The 21,085-nt window shown below is 56.0% G+C and carries 17 protein-coding genes, 1 rRNA gene and 2 pseudogenes; 10 read left to right on the top strand and 10 right to left on the bottom strand.

Features of this window, described 5'->3' with window-relative positions; all coding sequences use genetic code 11:
• A 16S ribosomal RNA gene (locus tag N5098_RS00005) occupies window positions 1-177 on the bottom strand; the annotation flags it as partial.
• 811 nt (window positions 178-988) lie between these two features.
• The gene (locus N5098_RS00010) at window positions 989-2,308 is read right to left on the bottom strand and encodes a metallophosphoesterase (RefSeq protein WP_267635619.1); all 1,320 of its coding nucleotides are present in this window, start codon (window positions 2,306-2,308) and stop codon (window positions 989-991) included.
• A gap of 180 nt (window positions 2,309-2,488) precedes the next feature.
• On the opposite strand from N5098_RS00010, the gene N5098_RS00015 reads away from it, so the two are divergent.
• Complete coding sequence (locus tag N5098_RS00015) at window positions 2,489-4,024, top strand: oligosaccharide flippase family protein (RefSeq protein WP_267635620.1); 1,536 nt, start codon at window positions 2,489-2,491, stop codon at window positions 4,022-4,024.
• 68 nt (window positions 4,025-4,092) lie between these two features.
• Here the strand turns inward: N5098_RS00015 and N5098_RS00020 are convergent, their stop codons facing one another.
• Window positions 4,093-4,464, bottom strand: coding sequence for a hypothetical protein (locus N5098_RS00020; RefSeq protein ID WP_267635622.1), 372 nt, complete (start codon window positions 4,462-4,464; stop codon window positions 4,093-4,095).
• 155 nt (window positions 4,465-4,619) lie between these two features.
• Here N5098_RS00020 and N5098_RS00025 point away from each other — a divergent pair, with 155 nt between their 5' ends.
• Window positions 4,620-5,807, top strand: coding sequence for a redox-regulated ATPase YchF (locus N5098_RS00025; protein ID WP_267635623.1), 1,188 nt, complete (start codon window positions 4,620-4,622; stop codon window positions 5,805-5,807).
• Between the two features lie 40 nt (window positions 5,808-5,847).
• Here the strand turns inward: N5098_RS00025 and N5098_RS00030 are convergent, their stop codons facing one another.
• The 5 genes from N5098_RS00030 to pdhA form a co-directional block, all read right to left on the bottom strand.
• Window positions 5,848-6,285 carry a hypothetical protein gene (locus tag N5098_RS00030; protein ID WP_267635624.1) on the bottom strand — a complete coding sequence of 146 codons (438 nt, stop codon included), beginning with the start codon at window positions 6,283-6,285 and terminating at the stop codon, window positions 5,848-5,850.
• Between the two features lie 132 nt (window positions 6,286-6,417).
• Window positions 6,418-7,833: a dihydrolipoyl dehydrogenase gene (lpdA, locus tag N5098_RS00035; RefSeq protein WP_267635625.1), complete on the bottom strand. Its 1,416-nt coding sequence runs from the start codon at window positions 7,831-7,833 to the stop codon at window positions 6,418-6,420.
• Window positions 7,834-7,835: 2 nt separating this feature from the next.
• The gene (locus N5098_RS00040; RefSeq protein ID WP_267635626.1) at window positions 7,836-9,419 is read right to left on the bottom strand and encodes a dihydrolipoamide acetyltransferase family protein; all 1,584 of its coding nucleotides are present in this window, start codon (window positions 9,417-9,419) and stop codon (window positions 7,836-7,838) included.
• Between the two features lie 2 nt (window positions 9,420-9,421).
• On the bottom strand, window positions 9,422-10,432 hold the full coding sequence (locus N5098_RS00045; RefSeq protein WP_267635628.1) for an alpha-ketoacid dehydrogenase subunit beta: 1,011 nt from the start codon (window positions 10,430-10,432) through the stop codon (window positions 9,422-9,424).
• Window positions 10,429-11,553 (bottom strand): pyruvate dehydrogenase (acetyl-transferring) E1 component subunit alpha, encoded by a 1,125-nt coding sequence (gene pdhA, locus N5098_RS00050; RefSeq protein WP_267635629.1) that lies wholly within the window; start codon window positions 11,551-11,553, stop codon window positions 10,429-10,431. The genes N5098_RS00045 and pdhA overlap by 4 nt, the downstream gene beginning before the upstream one ends.
• A gap of 176 nt (window positions 11,554-11,729) precedes the next feature.
• On the opposite strand from pdhA, the gene N5098_RS00055 reads away from it, so the two are divergent.
• Complete coding sequence (locus N5098_RS00055; protein WP_267635630.1) at window positions 11,730-11,897, top strand: hypothetical protein; 168 nt, start codon at window positions 11,730-11,732, stop codon at window positions 11,895-11,897.
• Here the strand turns inward: N5098_RS00055 and N5098_RS00060 are convergent.
• Both N5098_RS00060 and lipA read right to left on the bottom strand, forming a co-directional pair.
• Window positions 11,888-13,261, bottom strand: coding sequence for a UDP-N-acetyl glucosamine 2-epimerase (locus tag N5098_RS00060; protein WP_267635631.1), 1,374 nt, complete (start codon window positions 13,259-13,261; stop codon window positions 11,888-11,890). The genes N5098_RS00055 and N5098_RS00060 overlap by 10 nt on opposite strands.
• 150 nt (window positions 13,262-13,411) lie before the next feature.
• Window positions 13,412-14,347: pseudogene (gene lipA, locus N5098_RS00065) on the bottom strand (lipoyl synthase); the annotation flags it as partial.
• 142 nt (window positions 14,348-14,489) lie between these two features.
• Between lipA and N5098_RS00070 the strand changes: the two are divergent.
• The 7 genes and pseudogenes from N5098_RS00070 (at window position 14,490) to N5098_RS00100 (ending at window position 20,986) form a co-directional block, all read left to right on the top strand.
• Complete coding sequence (locus N5098_RS00070) at window positions 14,490-15,470, top strand: hypothetical protein (RefSeq protein ID WP_267635632.1); 981 nt, start codon at window positions 14,490-14,492, stop codon at window positions 15,468-15,470.
• Between the two features lie 93 nt (window positions 15,471-15,563).
• Window positions 15,564-16,016: a hypothetical protein gene (locus tag N5098_RS00075; RefSeq protein ID WP_267635633.1), complete on the top strand. Its 453-nt coding sequence runs from the start codon at window positions 15,564-15,566 to the stop codon at window positions 16,014-16,016.
• Window positions 16,017-16,128: 112 nt separating this feature from the next.
• A complete protein-coding gene (locus N5098_RS00080; RefSeq protein ID WP_267636066.1) occupies window positions 16,129-18,501 on the top strand; it encodes a DEAD/DEAH box helicase in 2,373 nt (790 codons plus the stop codon).
• A 243-nt stretch (window positions 18,502-18,744) separates the two neighbouring features.
• Window positions 18,745-18,978 (top strand): DUF8028 family protein, encoded by a 234-nt coding sequence (locus N5098_RS00085; RefSeq protein WP_464379767.1) that lies wholly within the window; start codon window positions 18,745-18,747, stop codon window positions 18,976-18,978.
• A 167-nt stretch (window positions 18,979-19,145) separates the two neighbouring features.
• Window positions 19,146-19,280 (top strand): annotated as a pseudogene (locus N5098_RS00090) (IS5/IS1182 family transposase); the annotation flags it as partial.
• A gap of 48 nt (window positions 19,281-19,328) precedes the next feature.
• The gene (locus N5098_RS00095; RefSeq protein ID WP_267635635.1) at window positions 19,329-20,018 is read left to right on the top strand and encodes a YqjF family protein; all 690 of its coding nucleotides are present in this window, start codon (window positions 19,329-19,331) and stop codon (window positions 20,016-20,018) included.
• 47 nt (window positions 20,019-20,065) lie between these two features.
• Entirely contained in the window at window positions 20,066-20,986 is a 921-nt protein-coding gene (locus N5098_RS00100) for a cobalamin-binding protein (protein ID WP_267635636.1), read from the top strand.
• Window positions 20,987-21,085 lie beyond the last annotated feature (99 nt).

Raw genomic sequence — 21,085 nt, forward strand, 5'->3', positions numbered from 1 at the left:
TGCACTCCAGCATGGAAGCTGTATTGAGAATTAGCCTCAGTTTCCCGAGAGTATTCTCATCCATAGGGTAGTTTGGCCACGTGTTACTGAGCTATATGCCACGGGCCTAAACCCGTGCGACTAGCATGGCTAAATCGGACTCCGATAGCAATGGCCTCCGGCAGGATCAACCGGAATGTTGCCTCCCAGAGGGAGGCGGTTAGGCGGGAACACATACGATATGTGTTGCTAACTTGCTATCGACTATCGGGACACTCGAGAACCGACCGAGTGTCACCGAACTACCAGAGCTAACATCAGATCCCATCTATACGGCGGACCGCAGGGGTGGAATCCTCATTTCCTTCGGACCAGATTGTTTGGCGGTGAAGGGTATAAACCCTTCGAGTTGCCATCGAATCGTGTCCAGTGCAGTCGGGCGTTGTCGACCCCGACCGAACCTCGTTGTATTCACCCGGAATGCCCGTTTCCACTTAAGGGCATCGGATTGCCTTGCCCCGGGTCGTCCCGGAGTAAGGCGATTTACAGTCTGTCACGAGTGCCCAGTATCACTTAAGGGCGTCGAACGACAGACGGGTTCGGCGGGGAACGTCGCCCCGCGCTGCTTCGTATCTATACCGAGGAGGTGGGATTGTTTAAGGCCGTCGAACCGGTGGCGCTTCGGCATGGAGTCACACCACAGGAATGGTATGCAGAGACGCATCATGTGCCCATAGCGCGACGATGCAGTTGCTGTTGGAGACAGACTCGGATGAAAATGTTGCGTGGCCGGAGGCCAGCCAATCATCCCACGCGGCCTGCGTTTGGTCGGGCCGGGTGAGAGCCACGCGTTCGAGGGGTCGGGATACTACTACCTAAACCCTCTTACTTTGCTCGTGCTCGTGTGCGCGCGCGGACCAAGCCCTTAGTCAGGGAAGCACACGTGAGTCGTTACGTTCCGACGCGTGGGACACATCGGCGTCTAAGACCCAATGGGACCGATGTTACCTCAGTCCATTGTGGAGTTAGTCGGGTCAATCACTGTTCGCTCAGGAAGAGATGGGTCCGGTTTCCGCCCGAGAGTAAGGAGCCGCTCGGTACGCGTGAGTTCCTCAGGACTCGGACTTGGCTTTTCTGTTTCGACAAACTCAACGGCGATGCCCTCGGATTCGGCAGCGATACGGACGGCAGCAAGCTGGTAGGACGGGTAAAATACGGGTGGTAACACGCCGATAACACCATCACGGCGGTGGAGGCGTTTCAGCCACGTCCCACTGTTGACGAGGAGTCCGCCATCTACCTCGCGTAGCGTCGGCCGGTGGGTATGGCCGTAACAGAAAATCGTCGTCTCAGCGTCAGACTCGAAGACCTTGCGTGCGGCCTCTTCGTAGGGAGACTCCGCGTCGACGGTAAGGGGAGTTTCGAAGATACCAAAACGAGCAATCGTTTTCCGAACATCGCGGCGAAGGAAATACAGCGGGACTGCAACAATTAAAACCAGCCCCGTAACCGCAACATTTGCGCCAAGGAACACCCAGGCCGCCGTCCCAGCAGACCCAAAAATCTGGAAAAGCGACTGCATCTGTTCGACTGGTGCCGACCAGATACCGGCGAGATCAAGACCCGCAAATACCGCCAGCAGGGCACTGATATTGAACAGCAATAAGAAAGGAAGCAGAGAGTATCGAAGCAGAGGGTTCATCTCTCGATAGAAGTATTTCGAGACAAGCCAGATAGGCATCCGTTCGGTTGGCGTGACCGCCTGTACGTCTTTTAGCCAGTTGAACTTCCCACGGTCAGAGAGTTGGCCGGCACGGCTGATTATTTGCGTTGTGTAATGATATCCAAGAGGGGTTACATGAGGGTTCCCCCAGTCTTTCAACTGGTTGTTCGGGTCCTGCTGGTGGCCATGCTCGAAATGAATCGCTTGGTCGCCAATCGGACGGGTCATCGACGGTTCCTGCGTGAGGTCGACGTTGTATCTCTTGAACCGGTCGACAAACTCGTCATAGGCCGCCAGCTCATAGTCGTGATTACCGGGCAAGAGCGTGATGTCGACGGTTTCCCCGGTCGCTCGAAGCTGCTCAAACAGCTCCGGATACGTCTCAACGAGGGCGTCGAACTTCTCTGTACCCGCAAGCGATGTGAGTTCCCAGAGTCCGAAAGCATCGCCGTTGATCACAAGTTCAACGTCCTCGTCGGTTGTCTCCAGTTTCTTGAGAAAGCCAAGGAGTTCATCGAGGAACGGGACCGCTTCGAGTTGTTCGTCACCGCCAATGTGGAGATCACTGATGACGTAGTAGACGCGGTCGTCGGCTTCGGGTCGCATCTGGTAGACCTATCGCTCTTGGAGCGTATAACAGTTATACCCTGAGCGGTGACGGCAAGCAGTCATCGACACTGGTTGCCCACGGGGAGTGCTATGAGTCAATTCTTGCTGGGACTTACACGTCTTTAGCGTATCGAGTCACTTAACTCCAGACCGAAGAAGGCCGTAGATGAACAGTTGATGAGTGGACGCGACGAGGAAGCAGTGACAGGTGATGAGCGTGACGCGCTCCTCACAATCGCGCGTGGTGCCGCTGTGACAGCAGGTGGTGTATCTGGCCAACGCATACTGATTACCGCTGCTGAGTACGTTCTGGCGCGGGGACTCGGGCCGATGGCGTATGGGGTATACGCTCTCACGTGGCGAATCGCACAGGTGTTGGTTCGACTCGTTACCTTCGGGAGTGTCCCAGCCCTCCAGCGATATCTGCCAGCGTATGAGTCTGAACCCAAACGCCAATCCCGGGTTGTCGGACTAGCCTATGCAACCACCGTCGGGTTCGGGCTGCTGATGGGAGTCGGGTTGCTGGTGCTCGCACCATGGATAAACGAGCACACCGTCGACGACGCTGCGTTTCCACCAGCAATGCGGTTGTTCGGTGGTCTCATCTTGCTCATTGGTTTCGTGATGATTTACGCCGGGACCTTTCGTGCAGTCGGATCAGCACGGGGAGAAGTGTTGTTTAACAAGCTACTCCGTCCCGCGATGCGCCTGCTGGGTGCCGTCGTGGCACTCACAGTTGGTTACTCGGTTGTCGGCGTCGCCGGAACAATCGTCGTCTGTATGGCACTGCTCGTTATCGTAGGCTACCCAATAACAGAACGGCTAACAGGGATTCGGCCGTCTCTGCGTGTCAGCCGGCATGCGGTCAGCCAGTTCTACAATCACGCGGCACCGGTGGCAATGAGCAGTCTCGGTAAGATATTCCAGAATCGAGTCGACGTATTACTGGTTGCGGCGCTGCTGACGACTGTTGCAACTGGCATCTACAATGTTATTCTGGTTCTTGTGGCGATTGCGTGGATTCCACTCCTTTCGTTTAACCAATTGCTTCCCCCCGTTGCCTCCGATCTCCACGCAAGCAACCAGATAGAGACACTCAATGCGGTTTATGCCTCTGTGACCCGCTTGATTGTGACGACGGTCATCCCAATTCTTGCTGTCCAATTTGTGTTTGGACGGGAGTTACTGGCGCTTTTCGGGCCGACCTACACTGAGGGATACCTAGCGCTTGTCGTTTATCTCGGCGGCGTCTTCGTCGGAAGCGCAGTCGGGGCGACCGGCTGGCTACTTATGATGACAGACCATCAGTACGCACGGATGGGCCTTGACTGGCTGCTGGCCGTCTCGAATGTCATCTTGACGTATATCTTCATCCAGACGTTCGGTCTAGTTGGGGCGGCCCTCGGAACTGCACTGGCCACCAGTGTTCAGAACGGATTACAGGTGCTATTGCTCAGGCGTTTTGAGGGACTATGGCCGTTCGATCGGACGTTTCTGACACCGCTGGCTGCGGGTGTTGTGATGGTGATTGCCATGTCTGGGATACGTTCTGTGGCCGGGGGCCTGCTATCGCTCGGTCTTGGAATAGCCGTTGGCCTCCCTCTTTACATTGCCTCCCTGAAGTTCATCGGTGTTGCACCCAGTGACCGGTTTGTTGCCCAAGAACTCAGTACAACAGTTCGTTCCCGTTTTGCCACTCGGTGGCCGTTCTAATCAGAGAAATGTACGTCCCCCACTTATGATTGTCTGCACCGGCACCAAACACCCACGGCTACCGTGTTTTACTCTGTTGCCCAAGAGACAGCCACATCAACGCTGTCGAATGCTTCGACGTCTACACCGACGGTTCCGTCAATCTTCGACTTGAGAGCAAGTCCCTGAATACCATCGGACACCCATCCAACTTTCTCAAGACCAAGCTTAGCATATAGTAGATTGTTCTGTTTAATATAGGAAAGCGTCTTCTTGTCCAGTGTAACGTTTGCCTCAAGTTCTGTCACTGAAGCTGTGATCTCATCTCGATTGGCCACAGATTTGAGTTCTTTTGTGACTTGGTCCAGCTCGTCTTCGTTCGGATCAACCCAGTCCGTAACGTCCCAGATGACGACGTTATCCGTAATCTTGTACGACCACGGTTTCTCTGAATGGGGCATACTTTTCTATTATATTCTAACAATGATAAATGGTATCATTAAACAAGCAGTAGTAGCAAATAGATGGCGAGCCGAAAAATAATGTCACATGTTTACATAAGTCACAAAGAGGTTGGGTAGAAACCCGTTTAGGCTACCAGCGGCTCACCCCGATAATGAGCTATCGAATCGGTCTTGTTGGCAAGCCCTCAGTGGGTAAGTCGACACTGTTCAACGCGGCGACGATGAACGATGTGCCCGAAGGAGCCTTTCCGTTCACGACTATTGACCCCAGTATCGGTGAGGCATACGTCCGAACAGAGTGTGCTGCCCCAGAGTTCGACAAGAGTTGCGAGCCATCAGTGGGAGCATGTAGAGACGGGTCACGGTTTGTCCCGGTGAAACTGGTTGATATTGCTGGGCTCGTTCCCGGTGCCCACGAGGGGAGAGGACTGGGAAATCAGTTTCTGACCGACCTCAATGAAACGGATGTACTTATTCACGTGGTGGATTTCTCGGGGACAACAGACTCAGAAGGCGAGACAACTGAGGGGCACGACCCGCGAGAGGATATCGACTTCCTCGAAGAAGAACTCGACGCGTGGTATCTCGATATTCTGACAAAGGGAATCGAACGCTATGAGAGCAAGCAACTCTCTGACCCGGACCCAGAAGATATTCTGGCCGAACAGCTCTCGGCCTTTGGTATCTCGGCCGCCGAAATCAAGCAAGTTATTCTCTCAGAGGGATACGAAGTGACCCCATTAGAATGGGACACCAAAACAACAGAGGCTCTCGCTCGTGCCATCCGCAAGCGAACGAAGCCGATGGTCATCGCAGCGAACAAGATGGACACACCAGAAGCACAGGAGAACTGGGACGAAATCACAACCGACCCCGACTACGAACACCTGTCGTTTGTCCCGGTATCCGCTCACGCCGAGAAAGCACTGAAGAACGCAGACGAGCAGGCTGCAATCAACTATATTCCGGGCGAAGGCGGCTTCGAGATTACGACGGAGTTGCCCGAACAAAAAGAAGCAGGTCTCGAACAGATTCGGACATTCATCAACGAGTTCGATGGGAGTGGGGTCCAGCGTGCACTCGAAACAGCGGTGTTCGACGTACTTAACCTGAAGGCCGTCTTCCCCGGTTCGGCATCTGGGAACTGGTCAAACGGGCCGTTCCGTGACTGTTTCTTGCTTCCGAAGGATGCGACCGCAGAAGAGTTTGCCTACCACCTCCATTCAGACATCGGTGACGGGTTCCTACATGGCATTGACTGTCGTACAGACCGACAGGTTGGAGCTGATACTGTTCTTGACCACCGTGATGTCGTCGAGATTATCTCGACAAACCAGTAAGGCGGTCGAAAAACACAGTGGCACCACTCAATGAGCCCCATCAGCGCGAACGGGGATTCTCGTTTAGAAGCGAATCAATTAGGTCCAATAGCGGTTGCTTGGTATCAACGGGAACACCTTCGAACAGCGATAGCTGGTCAAGTGCCAATGTGACGAGCTGTGGCAACACCAGAGAAAAGATAGCCAGAAAGACGAACAGAAACACAAACTTCGCGATAATCGAGGGAAGGTACTGGAGAACGAGCAACGCAAGGACACCAAGGACAACAGCGACGACAGCCGTTCCAAGGGTCAATCCGAGCAACGACGCGGTCTCGGCGGTGGTCAAACTCTCAGTGCTAGAAACCAACAAGACGGTGATACTCCCGGCAAACAATCCCCAGAGACCGAGCCCGACAACCTGGAGTCGTCGTCTGCGTCGCTGCGTGCGACTATCCGCAGGGATATTTTCTGGGTCGATATCCCACGGATTTGCCATGTGGTAACATATTACATTGTGCACACATTATAAGCAATATACCAGCAATAATTGTGGCATTCTGTACGTAATCAGCAACTAGTCGACCGCGCAAAAAACAGAGCGAGTTTGCCACGTCGTTACAGGTAACGCTTAGTAGTGGATGCTCTCGTCTCTTGCACCCTTGATAGCCTCGTGGACAGCCTCTGAGAGGGTCGGATGCACGTGAATCGTTTGTGCAACATCTTCGAGTGTCGCACCCATCTCGATGGCGAGTGTGAGTTCGCCCACTAGTTCAGAGGCCTCGGGACCGACAATCTGTGCGCCGAGAATGAAACCGCTCTCATCGTCGGCAACAACACGAACGAATCCGTTGGTCTCGGCAAGCGAAAGCGCGCGGCCAGACGCTCGAAGCGGCATCTGTCCCGTGACCGGGTCGAAGCCGGCTTCAACCGCTTCGCTTTCGGTCATTCCGACTGTCCCGATTTCGGGGTCAGTAAACACCGCCGCCGGAACCGACTGATAATCTAGCGCTGAAGGCTCGCCAGCAGCGACCTCTGCGGCAACTTCGCCTTCTTTGAAAGCCTTGTGTGCAAGCATTGGCTGGCCAGCTACGTCACCGACTGCAAAGATGTTATCTTCCGTCGACCGTGCCTGTCCATCAGTCTTGATGAAACCATTATCGTCGGTTTCGACGTCAACTGCTTCGAGGTTCAGCGTATCGGTCACAGGTTCCCGTCCAACAGCGACGAGACATTTCTCGGCATCGAACGCGGAGACATTGCCGTCGTCGTCTTCGGTTGTGACAGTGATACTGCCGTCTTGTTTCTCCCAGTCGGATGCAAGCTCGCCGAAATGGAACTCAATACCCAGTTCCTCGGCGCGGTCTTGGACAACTGATGTTACGTCATCCTCGTACTGTGGAAGCGGGCTATCGAGCATCTCGACGATAGTCACGTCACAGCCAAGTTTCTGATAGACTGTCGCCAACTCCATTCCGATGTACCCCGCACCGACGACAACCATACTGTCGGGGACGGATTCGAGCGAGAGCGCATGTTCCGAGGCAAGGATATGTTCGCCGTCAAACTCAAAGCCAGGTACCTCGATTGGGCGACTCCCGGTAGCGACGATAGCGTGCTCAAACTCGAACGATTCGGCACCCTGTCCTTCACCAGACGAGACGACGCGAGCCCTATTACTGGAGGCAAACTCAGCACGTCCTTCCACGAGGTGTGCGCCGGCGCGCTCGGTGAGAGATTCGACGCCTTTGGTCAGTTTCGTCACCAGACGGTCTTTCCAAGAGACCATCCCTTGGAGGTCGACTGCAGGGTCAGCATAAACGCCCATATCTTCTGCTTCCGTGGCTGTGTGGGCCACGTCAGTGGCGGAAATCATCGCCTTCGAAGGGATACAGCCTCGGTTGAGGCACGTCCCACCGTAGGCGTCCATCTCGACGAGCGTCACGTCAAGGTTTAGCTGTCCGGCCCGAATCGCGGCCACGTAGCCGCCGGGGCCGCCGCCGATTATCAGTACGTCCGTCGATGAGGTGATATCTCCAACAACCATTGTTACTCTAGCAACAGCAAGGTGGGGTTTTCGAGGTACTCCATGACCGTGTTACAGAACTGTGCGGCCTCCGCCCCGTCGATGACCCGGTGGTCAATTGTCAGTGAAAGCGGAAGCGTGTGTTTCGCGACGACTTCACCGTCCTCAACAACAGGCCGCTGTTTGATTGCGCCCAGCCCGAGAATTGCTGTCTCGGGGTAGTTGATTATCGGTGTGGCATACTCGCCACCAAAGGCGCCAAAGTTGGTGATTGAGAAGGTACTTCCCTGCAACTCGTCGGGACTCACTTTCCGCTCTCTCGCCTTTGTGGCGAGTTCGTTGACTTCTGTGGCAACCTGTAGCATTCCCTTCTCGTCAGCGTCTTTGACGACCGGCACCATCAACCCAGCGTCGGTTGCGACTGCGATACCGATATTGTAGTAGTGTTTGTAGAGGATTTCCTCGTTATCCTCGTCAAGTTCGGTGTTGAGTACCGGATACTCTTTGAGCGCCGCGATGATGGCCTTGATGACAAACGGCATATACGTCATATTGATACCGCGGTCATCCGCCCGCGGTTTGAGCTCTTCGCGCGCCTCAACCAGTGCCGACACGTCGGCCATATCGTGGTGCGTGACGTGGGGTGCGGTGTACTTCGATTCCTGCATCTGCTCGCCGATAGTCCGGCGAACGCCGCGATATGCCTCAGTTTCGACAGGCTGCTCGCCAGCCCCGCCAGCAGTTGGGGTCGGCTGTGCAGTCTCTGCTCCAGCCGTTGTGCTCGTCGATTCAGCCTCGGCAGACGTCTTGGCTGGCTCTGCCGTTGTCGTTTCCTCAGCCTCGACGAACGCGCGAACGTCTTCTTCCTCAATGAATGCCTTCCCATCGCGGGACTTCTCTGTGGGGACCGCGTGGATGCTGACACCCAACTCGTCGGCGAGGCCGCGAGTCGCCGGCGCTGCCAACGTCTCATCGCGGTTGGCCGCTTTGGCAGTCGTCGTTGTCGTCTGTGTCTTCGCGGTGGTCTCAGCGTCCGCGCCGTCACCGTTGTCACGTTTCGTTACGGCAGCCTTGGTTTCGGTCTCGTCCTCGTCAGGCTCAGCGGCAGCACGAACGTCCGAATCAGTAATCCGGCCGCTCGGGCCAGTACCGTCGACAGCCGTAATATCGACGCCCAGTTCACGAGCAAGTTGCCGGACGTTTGGCGGGGCGAAGACACGACCGTCACCGGTTCCTGCGTCGACAGCGTCCTGGTCGTCTGTGCTGTTTGCGTCGTCAACAGTGTCCTCACTGTCGGTGTCCGTAGACGATGTCTCGGAGGTGTCCTGTGGACTGTCCGTAGCGCCAGTGTCCGTATCCTCGGTTTCGCCGTCTACATTGATGGTAGCGACGACATCACCGACAGGAACCATCTCACCTTCCTCGGCGTGGAGGTCGGTGATAACCCCTGTGACGGGTGCTGGCAGATCAACGACAGCTTTGTCTGTCTCGACATCAGCCATTACTTGGTCTTCTTCGACCGTGTCGCCGGCGCTGACATGCCAGGCGACAATCTCTCCTTCTGCGATACCTTCGCCAACGTCAGGGAGTTCGAATTCGAATGCCATGGTTAGAACTCGACAGTCTCACGGATGCCGTCCTTGATGCGCGCAGCTTCCGGTAGATAGTACTCTTCGAGTGCGTACAGCGGGAACGGCACATCGAAGCCGGTTACGCGGTTAATCGGTGCTTCCTGGTAGAGGAGGATGTCCTCTTGAATTACTGTGGCAATCTCGCTGCCGACCCCACCTGATTGTGGGGCTTCGTGGACAATGGTTGCCCGTCCTGTTTTTTTGAACGACTCTTTGATCGTTTCCTCGTCAATCGGTGAGAGGCTCCGGAGGTCAATAACCTCGGCGTCGATGCCTTCTTCCTCGGCCAGTTCCTCGGCAGCGTCCAGCGTCGCAGGGGCCATTGCACCCCAAGTGAACACCGACACATCACTTCCTTCGCGGCGAACCGCCGCCTCGTCCAGTGGCACAGTGTACTCACCTTCTGGCACGTCTTCACGGAACGCACGATAGATGAGCTTTGGCTCAAGGAAGACAACTGGGTCGGGGTCACGAATTGCCTGAATAAGCATCCCCTTGGTGTCGTACGGTGTCGAGGGGATTGCCACTTTCAGCCCGGGCTGATGGCTGAAAAAGGCTTCACTTGATTCGGAGTGATGTTCAGGCGCGTGGATACCACCGCCGTAGGGTGCACGGAATACGGCCGGACAGTTGAACCGACTATTACTCCGGGTTCGGAGTCGGGCTGCGTGACTCACAATCTGGTCGAACCCCGGGTAGATGAAACCAAGGAACTGAAATTCGGCTACCGGTCGCATTCCGTAGGCGGCCATCCCGACGGCCGTGCCCGCGATACCGGACTCCGAAAGCGGCGTGTCAATAACACGGTCTTCCCCAAACTCGTCGAGGAGGTCCTGTGTCGCACGGAAGACACCGCCGTTTTCACCAACATCTTCTCCCATGACGACGACGCTGTCGTCCTGACTCATCTCGGTATGAAGGCCGTCACGGACAGCCTGGACGAGTGTCAGACTCTGGGTTTGCTCTTTATCGGTTGCTTCCTGGCTCATTCTAGTAGCACCTCGTCGCCGTGGCGGTCACGAATGGTCTCGAGGTAGTCGAGTTGTTCCTGTAGTCGCTGTGGCATATCTGCGTACACGTCGTTGAACATCTCTGCCGGGTCAGGGCGGTCGTACTCTTCGGCCGTGTCGATAGCGTCGGCGACCTCTTCTTTGATTTCAGCGTCAAGGGCCGCGATAGCCTCGTCATCAATAAGCCCCCGGTTGCGCAGGAACGTCTCCATGCGCGGAATGGGGTCTTTTTGCTTCCACCGTTCGACCTCGTCATCGTCACGGTAGACGCTAGGGTCGTCCGCGGTCGTGTGTGCGCCAAATCGATACTGGACGGCCTCTATCAGTGTCGGCCGGCTCGCTCGGCCAATATCTTCGTTGGCTTGCGGGTCGTTTTTGGCTTTGTCGACGGCTTCTTTTGTGACCTTGTAGACGGCCAGCGGGTCCATACCGTCGACCTGAATGCCCGTGAAACCATAGGCATGGGCCTTCTGGGCAATTGTCTTGCTCGCGGTCTGTTTCTCGCGTGGCACCGAAATTGCCCACTGATTGTTGTTACAAAAGAAGACATTCGGCGTATCGTAGACGCCTGCGAAGTTCAGTCCCTCGTGGAAGTCACCCTCGCTTGTCGCGCCATCACCGAAATAACAGAGGAATGCGCGGTCCTCGTCTTGCAGATCCGAAGCCCACGCCGCTCCCGTTGCGTGGGGAATCTGTGTCGCAATCGGAACTGCAGGTGTAAACATGTTCACGTCGTCGTCGGCAACTTTCCCTTCAGTGTGACCCATCCAGTAAAGCAGAACCTGGTACAACTCCCAGCCAAGCACGTAGCCAACGGCATGTTCCCGATAGCTCGGAAACACCCAGTCCTCGTCGTCCAACGCGTGGACGCTTCCAATCTGGGCAGCTTCCTGCCCTGACAGCGGTGGGTATGTTCCCATGCGGCCCTGCCGCTGGAGGCTGACTGCTCGCTCGTCGAAATGACGGGCGACTTTCAGCTGTCGGAACATCTCGACGAGTGTCTCGTCGTCCAAGTCCGGCACCTCGGCTCCCTCTCGGACGTTGCCCTCGTCGTCGAGTACCTGTACCATGTCATCTGGCTCGCGCTGTAACACGCTCATCGAAAAGGCCACCTCTCTGGGTGCATACGTGCATCATTCAATTGCCGATGATTTATTGTTTTCGTGATAGAACCTCACACTATTCAAATATTTGTGGCTGTCTCTCAACCATATCACCGAACAGACGGTGTTGGAATGGTCACTTCATATTTGATTCTGGGGTAATAATTGAACGTATGTCCACCCCGAAACTGACCGCAGAGCGTGTTGGTTCATACGAAGGAAGGTTAGAAAAGAGTACGCTGTGTGAACTCGATTTCGGAGCGAATGGACCGGATGAGGACGCACGCCTTGCCCGTCGGAGAGTTGGACCCTCGCTGAGCTTCCCGGAGCGCTACAGATAGTCGAAGTCCTTGCTGGCTCCGTCGAACCCGGCCCTGCCGGACGCCCATTCGAACACCGGGTCGTCGCGGCGGGCATCAAGGAACTCCACGATTCGCTGGCCGACGTTTTCGCCATAGAGGTTTTCGTTGGTGGCGAGTCGGTCGCGGAGGCTCTCGGTTTCGTAGACGAACTCTATCATGTCGTGGACGTGTTCGGCCGAGGTTGGCGGGACAAGCAGGTTGGACTCGGCGTTCATGACGGTTTCCGGGCGGTCGGTGTTGAACCGGGCAGTGAGACACAGCGCCTCGTCGATGACGTTGAGTTCCTCCTGCATGCTCCCGGAGTCAGTGTACTCGGCGAAACACTGCCCCGAGGTGAGAAACTCATAGACGTGGGCGTGTTTCTTCCAGAGGCCGGTGAACAGGAAGTTCTCTCGGTCCGCTTCGAGGTCAAGGAGTCGCTCACGGTAGCCGTAGTTCTCAAGAGCCTCTCTGGTTGCATTCAGTTCGACGAAGTTGACGTTGTAGCCCTCCTCGACGAGCGCGATGACGCCTTCGACGATGCTCGAAAACCGCTCCTCAAGCAGGTTCGCCCGGCGGTGGATGTCGACGCGAATCCAGTCGTCGCGCTCCTCCAAGACCGGGTAGATGTCGAAGATGGACTCCTCAAGGTCGTGGTCGCGCTTCATCTCGATTGCGTCGACAATCGAATTACCGACAACAGGGATGCGTTCAACTCCGTTCGACTCGCCGGGATACCCCTCGTTCAGGAGGTGCTTTCGGTTGAGTTCGACCGGCGCAAACTGATACATCGAAGCCGCACTCCCTACGAAGGTGTCGTACTGCTCGGGGAACGGCTCGGCGCGGTTGAGCGTCCACTCGCCCTCAAACTGGTCTGTGACGAACGTTTCAGGTTCTCCGAGGTTGTCAAAGGAGGGCATCATCCCCCGAAGTCCTGCCTCGTTGTGAGCCACGAACTGGTTGGTCGCGAATGCCCACGCCTGCGGGAAGATGCCTGCGGCGTGTGTGTCACCGTGGACGATGGGAAGGATAGTCGTGTCTGGAAACTCCTCTTCGAAGTACTCGGCAAGCGTTTTCGTGCGAGTCATCAGGGCCGCGCTCTTCTCGGAGAGACCGCCGCGAATTCCCATGTCGGCGGCGATGTGGGATTCGAGGTCGTACTCGGCCAGCCCGTGCCCGAGCACGTCGTCGTAATGCTGTCCGGTGTGAATAATAAAACACGGCAAGCCGTACTCGTTTGCCGCAGTGACGACCGGTGCCTGCTTGTAAAAGTCGGGCTTAGTCGCCGTGACGACGGCAATCGCGAACGACTCACCTTCGATTTCCTGTCGAAGACGCTCCCCGTAAATGTTGAACTGCGTCACTGGCGAGTCGTTTTTTCGCCGACAACTAAAGGCTTCGTTTGGCTAGTATATTCGTTCCCCACTGGCTTGGTGTGACCATTCAAAACGTTTCGCCCCGTCAGAGAGCCTCCCTTCAGAATCAAGCGTGGCCCAATTTCGGGGATGGCAAACTCAGGCTTCAGTCCGAGCCTGTTCCCGGGCCTCGGTAATATCTCCGTCGCCTTTGAGCACGTTCTCGACGAACAACTCCCCGGCGCGATACGACGACCGGACCATCGGGCCACTAGCACAGTAACCGAAATCAAGCTCTTTTTCGGCAACTTGTTGCCAGGTATCGAAGACGTCGGGATGGACAAACTCAGTTACTTCAAGATGTGACCGCGAGGGCTGGAGGTACTGTCCGAAGGTTACCACGTCGACGCCGACCGTTTTCAGGTCACGGAGTGTCTGATAGACCTCGTGGTGATACTCTCCAACCCCGAGCATGACAGATGTCTTGGCGAAGGCGTCGGACTCCTCGGCGACTTGTTGCAGTACTGAAAGAGACTGTTCGTAGCCCGCTCGGCGGTCTCGAACCGGCCACTGGAGGCGTTCGACAGTCTCAATATTGTGGGCGATGACGTCGGGTTCGGCGTCGATAATCTTTCGAACAAGTTCGTCGTCGCCCTGAAAGTCAGGAATAAGGACTTCAACAAGAATATCTGAGTCGCGTTTCTTGATTTCTCGAATCGTCTCGGCAAAGTGACCTGCCCCTTGATCAGGGAGGTCGTCGCGGTCTACAGAGGTGAGAACAACGTAGTCAAGCCCAATTTCAGTGACAGCACTGGCGACATTTGCGGGTTCATCCTCGTCCAGCGGGTCCATCCCGCCGGTTTCGACGTCACAGAAGTTACAGCCCCGCGAACATCGGTCGCCCATGAGCATGAAGGTTGCAGTGCCAGGGCCGTCCCGGCCACTCCAACACTCACCCATGTTCGGGCACGAGGCTTCCTCACAGACCGTGTGCAGGTCGTGGTCACGGAGAGTCTGTTTGATTTCGGTGAAGCGCTCACCCGATGGCGGCCGCATCTTCAGCCACTCGGGCTTTCGAGTCTTGCTCATTGCCTTAGTCTTAGCGCGTGATGACTAAAAACTGCGGCTCTCGTGTTCGTGAGCAGTGGACGCATGTACTACAGAGAATATACTTCTATAATATCACACGTATCAATTAAAAAAATATAAATCAGATAGGCTTGTTCATCAAATTGGTATGCCAGATACCAACGAAAGTCGAAAGATTAGCCGCCGAAAAGCCCTCCAAACAACTGGCGCACTCACTGTTGGTTGCGGTGTGTTTAGTGCTATAGGAACCAGGATTGGCTCTGCTGAAGAGATCGAAACAGCCGACCCTTCGGTACTCTCTGATGAGCCCGAATACGTTGATACAGTTGAAGTCGACATCCCAAATGAAAGTCCTGATCACCGAACTTTCGAGAGAGATGGGAGTTTAACCGTCCATTGGGATGGCTCATCCCATAATGGGGATGATGAGTATGAAGGATGGCGCCACAATTTTATTTTGTCAGGTGGTGCAGCAGCCGAAAGTCCGGCAGCACTGTGGGGGAAACGATATAAAGTGCAAGGACTGGACTATGGGGAGAATTTACAAGCAAGCACATATAACGACAAGTTCGGAAGTTATCCTGGACCAAAGGATCATCCAGGCGTTCCTAGTTGGCTAGCAAACCCTGTCATGGGGGCTGTAGCCGATGGAATAAAGAACGGTGCTGGAACAGTGTTTTCAGGAGCCACAGAGTTGGCAGAAATGATGAAAGTTGATAAAGATAACCTCGATGATAGTATAGAAAGAGGGTTTAAATATAAACACGAGATAGGTGGTCTGATAGAGACCGGTTGGGAAGAGTGTTGTTTCTTTAGACATGCTACATATATAGCAAACCATCCAGCTTCAGGAGTTCAAGTCAAGGCAGGTTTTCTGGAGAAGGATGGTTGGGCAGAAGAGGAGTTTAATCTACGATTTACCGGTGATCAGGGGGACGTGGTTATAAATTCAGATGGAAATCTACCACAAAATACGCCAAGCCACCCAGAAGACATGACCAAGGAACAACGAGAGGCCTTGGGAATAAAACGCGTTCCCAAGGATGCCGATATTCCAAAAACGGCCGATAATGAAGAACCGTCCCCAGAATATGTGATGACGAAGAACCCAATGTCAATAAAACGTTAATACATCGGGTAGAGAAGAGGAGTCACAGCAGGCATAGTCAGCAATAAACTAAACAGATAACAATTCATCACTTTCAAAAGGTAATATTGTACCATGATTTCACGACGTCGCTACCTCGGACTTCTCCCGATAGCGGGACTGACAGGATGTCTCAGTTCAGATGCCGACCCAACTGAACCCCTCGGCAAGGTCAGTGTCGATAACTTCCTGAGGCGCCCTGTAACAGTAACAGTGACCATCGAAAAAGAAGGGGAAACGCGTCACACTGCAGAGTATCAACTTAGAGCGTACAAGGAAGAAGAACACGACCATCCTGAGCTGGTCACCATCCAAGAGCCCTGGATGGGCGATACCGTTAACTACACAGCTACGTTCGACGTACCAAGTGTAGGAAAGAGCACATATTCCAGTGAAAAACACGAAGAAGATTTCACGGGAAGCGGGTGCTGGAGTATTGCTGCCAGTATCGATACTTACGATGATGGGAGAGAGATAATCGACATAGCTGTCGGAGGGCTGATAGAGGGTGCCGTTACGTGCCCGTGACCAAACGGCAATAGCCACTCCCCAGTTGCTCGGCTGAATAGCCGACAGAAACGCCTATGTGCGCGGACCACTCTCTTCGCATGTGACACAGAGCGCCGACACCAGAACGGAAATCGCCGTCAAGGAGGTACTGCCCGACTTTGCGGACGCGTTTCCGTTCGAGCGCTTCAACGCTATGCAGTCGGCGGTGCTCCCGGCGTTGCTCGACACCGACGAGAACGTCGTGGTCAGTGCTCCCACCGCCAGCGGCAAGACCGCAATCGCCGAGGTCGCAATCTGTCGCACCCTCGATGCAGGCGGGACGGCACTCTTTCTCGCTCCGCTGCGGGCACTCACTGATGAGAAAGAACGCGAGTGGGAACGCTTCGAGGAGCTGGGATACTCGGTCTACGTCGTCACCGGCGAGCGCGACCTGAACCCCCGGAAAGCAGAACGGGCTGACGTGCTGGTGATGACGCCCGAAAAGGCCGACTCCGCAACCAGGAAACACGACTCACGGCGCTACTCATTCGTGACCGACGTGGATTGTTGTATCATCGACGAGGTACACCTGCTTGACTCCGACGAGCGTGGGAGTGTTCTTGAAGTGACTATCTCGCGGCTACGGCGACTCTGTGACCTGCGAGTTATCGCACTGTCGGCGACAATGCCAAACAGCGACGACGTTGGGGCGTGGCTTGATGCCCCCGACGAGACGACGTTTTCGTTCGACGAAAAATCCCGTCCGGTTCCACTCGATGCACGGGTGGCGACTTATAGCCACGGCGAGAACGCATTCGCTGACAAGTACCGTCGGCTCTACCGAGCACTCGACTTGGCGGAACAGCATATCCGAGAGGAAGGACAAGCACTCGTGTTCGTCTCCTCGCGGCAAGACACTGTACAGGCCGCAAAAAAGGCCCGCGACGAACTCGCCTCGCGTGATATCCCTGTCGATGCACGCGGTGATTTTGAGTATCACACCGAAACCGAAGACCTCGACAACGATACGCTTCGCAAGTCTGCGTTGGACGGCGTTGGGTTTCACCACGCTGGCCTCTCGCGAAGCGACCGGAACCGTATCGAGAAGTGGTTCCGAGAGGGCCGTATCAAGCTCCTCTTTTCAACTTCCACGCTTGCGTGGGGCGTCAATCTACCAGCACGGTGTGTCGTTATCCGAGATACCCGCTATCATGACCCCCTCGAAGGCGAAGTCGAGATGAGTCCACTAGACGTGCTCCAGATGCTTGGCCGGGCCGGACGCCCGGGCTACGATGACAAAGGGTATGCATGGGTCATCTGCGATAGTGCCGCCTCAGATCGCTACCGAGAACTGCTTGAAGACGGGAAGACAATCGACTCACAGCTCGCAACCGAATCCGACAGCGGTAGCGGACCGGCAGCGGCTGACCTCGCCGTTCACCTGACCGCAGAAATAGTCCTCGAAACCGTAAAAGATATTGACGACGCAATGGACTGGCTCGAAACGACGTTTTATTACGCGCGTGCACAGCGTGCCGATGCCTACGTCACCGGGTCAGAGCTGCGTGACCGCGTCAGTGAGACACTCTCTTGGCTTGTTGATGCTGGCTTCATTGAGATGGATGGACTCGCTGTCGAGCCGACTGCGCTCGGACGTCTGGCCTCGGAGTTTTATCTTGATTTACAGACTGCCAGAACGTGTGCTGACCTCGCCGAGAGCGAGGATTTATCAACAGGAGACGTGCTTACAGCGGTGGCAACAGCCGAGGAGTTCGACAGCGTCAGCGCCCGTTCGGACGAAGAAGACGCCATCGACGCCGTTCTCGGAAACCGACGCGAGGACCTTGACCCGGGTGCGCGCAAGGTACTCGCTATCCTGCGGGCGGGCATGAACGGAACGACGCCCGCGGAGTTGCAAAGCGACGCCTGGGTTATCCGCCAGAACGCGCTCCGCCTGCTTGCGGCACTGCGCGCAATCGTTGATCGCCTCGCCGATGGCCATGCCGCGAACCTAGTCCGGCGCATCGAGGCCCGCGTCGAGACCGGCATCAGCGAGGATGCGGTCGGGTTGACTGCGGTAGACGGTATCGGGTCAAGCCGGGCCACGTCCCTAGCCGCCGCAGGGTACAGCAGTCCGACAGAGATAGCCGCGGCGACCCCGACCGAACTCGCGGCCGCCGGACTGACCGACGGTGTCGCCAAGCGCGTTCACGAGAGCGCGACCGAACTCCCGGCGCTCGACATCGACTGGGGAGCGTTCCCGGATCGCATCGAACGGGGCGCACGCGAAATGTGTGAGGTGACCGTCCAGACCAGTCAGGGAGACGCCCGTGGGGCGCTGTCTGTGACCGTCAACGGCAAAGCGATGACCAGCAAGGCGGCGTATCTGGGAGAGACAACGCTCCCTGTCGGCGTCTTCGGAGGGACAGCCGACGTACTTACGTTCGCTGTGCGCGTCTCTTTTCCCGACCTGCCGCTTACCCCCGTTGTCCAGACTCGTGAGGTCCGTGTCGTCGACTCTTGAGTGCGTGGCCGACGTCGCTGTGGTCGGATGACCGTTCGATGTAAAATAGAAGGCTAGACAGTTCAGCAGTTTTCGAGCTGTTATAAACAATCTAAACAAATTTGAGAGAGTATTAAAACGTTCGAGTGGGTAATCAAATGGAGACGTACGTGGATGGAAATAGACAAAACGAGGCGAAATTGCGCTAGCGTTTGGCCTATTATATGTTGGATACGGTTGTACGTGTAATCAAGGAGTCAACCCATGTCAAATGCGTCCCCTACCAAATCTCAGTCGCGTCACAGGGCCCAAGCAGCGCCACGGCGAGTGCTCGGAGTTCCCGTGAAATTCATCGGTTTCTGGACGGCCGTGTTCGTCCCGTTCGTCCTGCTGGCCCTGATTGTCAGCGGCGCGGTGTTACAGGCCCCTCAGCTGTTCGCCGCGTTGCTCGGAGCCAACCTTGTCGGCCTCGTCGTCGGCCGAGACTACAAACGATAAACGGACTCAACAACAGCCAGCCCTCCCAGCCGAATCCGCCACCCTCGTTGGCTCTGTTGAATCGCCAGACGATGGCAGAATCATTCGCTAAATAGAAGTGGTTGAGCCAGGATATTTCAATTGTTCCTGACCCAAATGTCTGGCTAGCCAAAGCGTCCCGGTTTCAATTGGGACCGAAAATCGTTACAGGCAATAAAGACGGAGCCGCCGTCCCGGAAAGCGGCAGATTCGCCGACTATGCGCTCGTTTCCCTGGATTGTCTCCATCTCTCCCTCGATATGTCTTACCGAATGGCCAGCGACTCCGGACGAGCCACAATCCCTGTTTGTCTCGGCGACTAAATCTAATCAATGCCTGCATTCGAGATGGGATGGCGAGACACCTTTTTTGCCAGTTGGCCCGTCGACTCTGAGCTAGTCACACCGCGCATTCCCGAACGCCTGACGGTCGACACCTTCGACGGCGACGCCTACCTTTCGGTCGTTCCCTTCGCCATCGAGGACATCAGACCAGCAGGATTTCCGACGGCCGTGGGCCTCTCAACAGCCGAGCTGAACCTCCGGACCTACGTTACCTGTGACGGCGCGCCGGGAATTTACTTTTTCACCCTCGATGCCGACGACATCCTCGGGGTCATCGGGGCACGGCTGTTCAACCGTCTCCCGTACTATCTGGCGGATATCACCTACGATGGCGACCCTCCAGTTGAGTTCCAAAGTCGCCGTACAACACCGGGAGCCCGAGCCACACGGTTCGACGCCCGGTACGGCCCTGCCCGGAATAGCGAGCGATTCGAGCCCGAGCCCGGCACTCGAGAGCACTTTTTGGCCGAGCGGTACCGCTACTTTACAGAGGGAAGCGACGGGAGTATCCGGTATGCCGACATTGAACATGAGACGTGGACGCTTCGACAGGGGTTGTGGGAAACCGAAGAAAACGAGCTGTTCCAAGCAAACGGATTCGAACGCCCGGCAGGTGAGCCGTCGCTGCTGTATGGCGACTACGTCGACGTGTACGCCTCCAGCAGCCAGCAGTGGTAGGCCGCTTCCGAACGAGCGCTTAAGAGGATACGGGCTAACATTGTCGTATGCGCGCCGTTTCATTGCTCCCATCAGCGACGGAGATGCTGTATGCCCTCGGCGTCGAGCCGGTCGGCGTCTCACACGAGTGTGACTACCCCCCCGAGGCGGCCGAGTTACCGTCAGTCATCGAGACACGAGTCGATGCCGACGCATCGAGTGAAGAAATTAACGAGCAGGTCGCCGAGGCGACTGACAACGGCGGTGTCTACGAGATAGACCGTGAGTTGCTGGCGAACCTTGACCCAGATATTGTCGTCTCTCAGGGAATCTGTGATGTCTGTGCGGTCGACGACTCCCGAATTCGACAAGCAGTTGAGGAGCTCTCGCTCGACGCCGAAGTGGTGACGAGTGACCCTCATACTCTCGCGGACCTCCTCGCCGATATTGAGCGCCTCGGAGCGGTGTTCAACCGGGAGAAACGCGCTGCGTCGCTCGTTGCCTCATTCGAAGCACGCATCGAGCACGTCGAGCATGCGACGCCGGCTTCCGGCCCTCGAGTTGCAGTGCTTGACTGGCTTGACCCAGTGATGGTCGCCGGTCACTGGGTGCCTGAGATGATCGAGCGCTCCGGAGCCGACTACGGGATTGCGGAGCCAGGAGAGCGGTCGCGGCCCCGCGAGTGGACCGAAATTCGAGCGTACGACCCAGAGGTGCTTATGCTGTCGCCGTGTGGGTTCGGAGTCGACCAAGCGCGGGCGAATATCGATGCTGTCACCGGGCGCGAGGGATGGGCTGAGCTGACTGCTGTCAAAAATGGCGACGTGTATCTCGTTGATGGAAACCACTACGTGAATCGACCGGGTCCTCGACTCATCGAGACACTCGAACTATTTGCGTCAGTGCTCCATCCGAAGACAGTCCGTCGACCTGAAACAGTAGGGACGACGGTGGCACCGTTCCGTCCGGCAACAGTCGGCAGGGAGTAACATTGCCAGTAGAAACGGCCGGACCGGCGATGGGTAGTCGCGTTTTTAATCGCCAATGTTTGTGACGGCGACAAGGCAATAAACGGGCAGTTCCGCGGC

The organism is Halovenus rubra (assembly GCF_026586665.1).
Taxonomy (GTDB): domain Archaea; phylum Halobacteriota; class Halobacteria; order Halobacteriales; family Haloarculaceae; genus Halovenus; species Halovenus rubra.

What these genes read in the sequence shown, in the direction of transcription:
- N5098_RS00010 (WP_267635619.1), bottom strand. Translation starts at nt 2,308, where the DNA reads ATGCGACCCGAAGCCGACGACCGCGTCTACTACGTCATCAGTGATCTC.
- N5098_RS00015 (WP_267635620.1), top strand. Translation starts at nt 2,489, where the DNA reads ATGAGTGGACGCGACGAGGAAGCAGTGACAGGTGATGAGCGTGACGCG.
- N5098_RS00020 (WP_267635622.1), bottom strand. Translation starts at nt 4,464, where the DNA reads ATGCCCCATTCAGAGAAACCGTGGTCGTACAAGATTACGGATAACGTC.
- N5098_RS00025 (WP_267635623.1), top strand. Translation starts at nt 4,620, where the DNA reads ATGAGCTATCGAATCGGTCTTGTTGGCAAGCCCTCAGTGGGTAAGTCG.
- N5098_RS00030 (WP_267635624.1), bottom strand. Translation starts at nt 6,285, where the DNA reads ATGGCAAATCCGTGGGATATCGACCCAGAAAATATCCCTGCGGATAGT.
- lpdA (WP_267635625.1), bottom strand. Translation starts at nt 7,833, where the DNA reads ATGGTTGTTGGAGATATCACCTCATCGACGGACGTACTGATAATCGGC.
- N5098_RS00040 (WP_267635626.1), bottom strand. Translation starts at nt 9,419, where the DNA reads ATGGCATTCGAATTCGAACTCCCTGACGTTGGCGAAGGTATCGCAGAA.
- N5098_RS00045 (WP_267635628.1), bottom strand. Translation starts at nt 10,432, where the DNA reads ATGAGCCAGGAAGCAACCGATAAAGAGCAAACCCAGAGTCTGACACTC.
- pdhA (WP_267635629.1), bottom strand. Translation starts at nt 11,553, where the DNA reads ATGAGCGTGTTACAGCGCGAGCCAGATGACATGGTACAGGTACTCGAC.
- N5098_RS00055 (WP_267635630.1), top strand. Translation starts at nt 11,730, where the DNA reads ATGTCCACCCCGAAACTGACCGCAGAGCGTGTTGGTTCATACGAAGGA.
- N5098_RS00070 (WP_267635632.1), top strand. Translation starts at nt 14,490, where the DNA reads ATGCCAGATACCAACGAAAGTCGAAAGATTAGCCGCCGAAAAGCCCTC.
- N5098_RS00075 (WP_267635633.1), top strand. Translation starts at nt 15,564, where the DNA reads ATGATTTCACGACGTCGCTACCTCGGACTTCTCCCGATAGCGGGACTG.
- N5098_RS00085 (WP_464379767.1), top strand. Translation starts at nt 18,745, where the DNA reads ATGTCAAATGCGTCCCCTACCAAATCTCAGTCGCGTCACAGGGCCCAA.
- N5098_RS00095 (WP_267635635.1), top strand. Translation starts at nt 19,329, where the DNA reads ATGCCTGCATTCGAGATGGGATGGCGAGACACCTTTTTTGCCAGTTGG.
- N5098_RS00100 (WP_267635636.1), top strand. Translation starts at nt 20,066, where the DNA reads ATGCGCGCCGTTTCATTGCTCCCATCAGCGACGGAGATGCTGTATGCC.